Here is a 3233-nt window from a genome sequence, read left to right as displayed (position 1 = left end):
CCTGCCAGGTGGTGGACGAGCCATCCCACGCTGCACGCCGCGCTCGTCCGCGAAGTGGCGGAGCCGGGCGAGCCGTCCGAAGCTGAAAGGAGCGCGGCTGCATTCCCGGCCCCTTCCCCCGCGCTCACTTCCGCCACCATGTTCCGCGAGAACGACACCCGCCCGAAGCCCGACGAGAAGCCCGCCGCCCGGTCGCAGCGCAAGGCGTTGCGGTGTGTGCCGGGCCGCCAGGAGACGTGCGTGGTGGGCTTGTGCACCGTGCTGCTCACCGGCTGCACGAGCACGCCCCAGGTGGTTCGCCCCCCGCCCCGGCCCGCCGACTGCCCTCCGGGCGCGGTGAAGACGATGAAGGAGCTGGGCATCGACATCGGTGAGGTGGGCGAAGTGGAATTCGGTCGCGAACCCGGCACCAGCCAGCGCGTCACCGTGCGCGAGTCCACACCCATGGAGGTTACGAGCTTCAAGCGGCTGAGCAGTTTCACGCTCACCGGGCGGCTCTACTTCGGGCCGGAGCGCGTGTACGGCCGCTTCACCCAGGCGCGCTGGCGTGATGGGACGACGTACCCCGTGTGCCTGGAAGGCCGAGCCCCTCGATACACCGCCCGTGGTGTGCATCAGCCCGGACGTGCCCCTCACGTTGCGCTTCGACACGGCGCTCCAGCCAGGGTCCGTGCGCATGGAGGAGCGGGAGCGCTTCGCGGACGTGTCGGTGGGCCAGCGCGGCGTCACGCTGACGCCCCCGGAGAAGCTGAAGGCCGGGGAACGCTTCCAGGTGGCGGTGTGCTTCGCGGATGACGCGGCCCCTGCATGTGCCAGATTCCTCTTGCTGGCGCACCCGGCGTTGGGCCTGTCCCAGGTGAAGGTGTTTCGCGAGCCCCGCCCGGTGGCCTCCTTCCAGGAGGGCGAGAAGACGGCCCGGGCCGAGGCCCAGCAGTGTCAGCAGGAGGTGCGCCAGCTGCGTGCCGAGCGCGGCGCCCCCGAGGGGCTCATGGGCGTGTTGGCGTCTGGGCTGATGGGAGAGCGGGGCATTGCATCCAAGGACTTGAGGGGCAGTTACACGGAAGCCCCGGGCAACGCCCTGCGCGTGAGCAAAGCCCACAGCTACCGCGCCGAGGGCCGGGTGGCGGTGGAGGTGTGGCTGAAGAATCCCGGCACGCTGCCCTGGACGGCGGCGGGCGCGGTGCTGCGCGGGCCCAAGGGCGAGGTGTTGAAGCCACTTCCCCTCTGGCAGCCGGAGCCCGTCCCTCCACGTGAGGCAGTGGTCGGCGGGCAGGAGTCAGCTCGCCGCGTTGTAGTGGAGGTGCCCGCGTCGGAGACGGAGGCGCGGGGCACGTACACCCTCACGCTCTGGGACGCGAAGCAGCAGCGCACCGTCACCCTGGGGAATGTCACCTTCCCATAGCACTCGTGCCCGCGGCCAACCCGCTACGTCCTCCACTGCTCTTCCTACCCGGTGGCTTGACGGTCACACCCGCGTTTCCGTGTACTCGCGGAAACCCCTGGCACCAGCCCGCCCGGCTGGAGGGAGTGGTGCGGTATGTCCCCCCATCTGAAGCATTCCCACCCGGTAGGCCTGCCTCCGCGCCGCTGGTGGGTGTTGCTCGTCCCGTTGCTCTTCTCGGCATGTGCCACGGACCACCCCTCGGGCGGCATGTTCGCGGGCCGGGGACATGCGCTGTCACTCACGCCGCCACCGGCTCCCCAGGAGGACAACACCCCGGCCTCGGACGCCGGGCTCTCGGGGGCGGTGGTGTACGAGGTGGCGGTGGTGGAGCCGGGCCGTGGCACCACCCGGCCGGTGCCGGTGAGCCGGGAGGACTTCCAGCGTGCCCTGCGGCACATCGCCCACCAGGTGCAACACGAGGGCAAGAGCCCGCGCGAGGCCGCACGCGAGTGGCTCAAGGGACAGGTGGAGCAGCACCCGGAGTGGGAGCAACTGAGTGAGACGTGGGTGGCCGAAGTGGACAAGGGCCAGGTGCTCACCCTGGTGCCCGAGGACGAGGACAGCCAGCTGAAGCCCGTGGCGGACGAGGCCCTGCGCGAGCGGTACCTGCTGTGGTGTACCTGGGGACGCGGCGGCGGCGACTGCTTGCGCCTGCTGGACGACGGGCCCTACCTCAAGGCGGACGACCGGCGCACGCTGGCGCTCGCCCTGGCCTTCGGCTCGGTGCTGGAGGAGACGAAGGCGGCGCTGGGGCGGGAACTGGACCCGCAGGTGCTGGTGGCCTCGTGCATGTGGACGTTGGGCGCATACCTGGCCCTCTGGCTGGTGCCCGAGCCGACCACCAAGCTCTTGGCCGCCGGGCTGTCCGTCGTGCTGGTGGCGTGGCTGGGGGTGGACACGCTCTGGGGGCTGATGGACGGCTGGGCGGCCATGGCCATGCGGGCGCACGAGGCCACCACCTTCGAGGAGTTGCGCGAGGCGGGCGAGGGCTTCGCCCGGGTGCTGGGCACGGACGCGGCGCGGGCGATGCTTCTGGCGGTGGGGGCACTGACCGGGCGCACGGTGGGCGAGGTGGCGGCACGAGTGCGTGCACTACCGGGTTACGGGCTGGCGAGCGCGCAGTGGCGGGCGCAGGGCGGGGCCGCGGTGCTGGGGCGCGTGGAAGTCCTGGCGGCCGAGGAGGGTGCGCTGGCGCGGGCGGTGGCGGCGGTGGAGACGGTGGCGGCCACGCCGCATGGCCCCCTGGCGGTGGTGATGCTCAAGAAGGGGCGGGGTGGTGGGGCGTCCTCCGGGGGCGGCTCCTCGGGCATTGTCGCCATCCGCCATCGGGGTGGAAACCTGCAGGTCCTTCTGCCCAACGGGCAACGGTGGCACTTGCCTCGTGGCAGGTCCATCCACGACATCCCCGTCGAAGACGAGGTGGGCGACAGGCTTCAGAAGGCCGTCACCGAGGCGGCCCAGCAGTGGGGGCCACATCAGCTCACTGAAAACGAGTCTGCTGCTATCAGAGAAGCCCTCAAGAAGGGCAAGTACTGGCTGGCGCACCTGCTGGAGCGCGAGGCGCGGGGCCGTTTCGTGCATAAAACCGTAGAAGCCCAGTTCCGCGGCATTCTGAAGTTCAAATACCAGGGAGTCGACGTGATTGACTTGGCCACGGGCCGCAAGTACGAGATTCTCTCCGCAACGGCGTCGAACCTCGCGCACCATGGCCGGCGCATGGCGGGCGAGTTCTTCCGGATGCTCACCTTCTGAAGGGGCGGCCATGGGGTGGCTCACCAACGTTCTCATC

2 protein-coding genes and 1 pseudogene are annotated in these 3233 nt (G+C 70.5%); 2 read left to right on the top strand and 1 reads right to left on the bottom strand.

The genetic code is table 11. The annotated features are described in order from the left end of the window. On the bottom strand, nt 1-488 hold a 488-nt coding region (locus VFZ09_RS45850), incomplete at its 3' end, for a hypothetical protein (RefSeq protein ID WP_329734168.1). Between the two features lie 44 nt (nt 489-532). Here VFZ09_RS45850 and VFZ09_RS45845 point away from each other — a divergent pair. Continuing rightward, a pseudogene (locus VFZ09_RS45845) lies at nt 533-1402 on the top strand (DUF2381 family protein); the annotation flags it as partial. Between the two features lie 135 nt (nt 1403-1537). After that, nucleotides 1538-3196 (top strand): hypothetical protein, encoded by a 1659-nt coding sequence (locus VFZ09_RS45840; RefSeq protein WP_329734167.1) that lies wholly within the window; start codon nt 1538-1540, stop codon nt 3194-3196. The last annotated feature ends 37 nt before the right edge of the window (nt 3197-3233 follow it).

This window comes from Archangium sp. (assembly GCF_036277355.1).
Classification (GTDB): Bacteria; Myxococcota; Myxococcia; order Myxococcales; family Myxococcaceae; genus Archangium.
Note: the sequence above shows the minus strand (reverse complement) of the source record. Positions and strands in the feature narration are given on the sequence as shown.

Excerpts from the sequence above, each read along its gene's own strand:
- VFZ09_RS45840 (WP_329734167.1), top strand. The coding sequence starts at position 1,538 with ATGTCCCCCCATCTGAAGCATTCCCACCCGGTAGGCCTGCCTCCGCGC.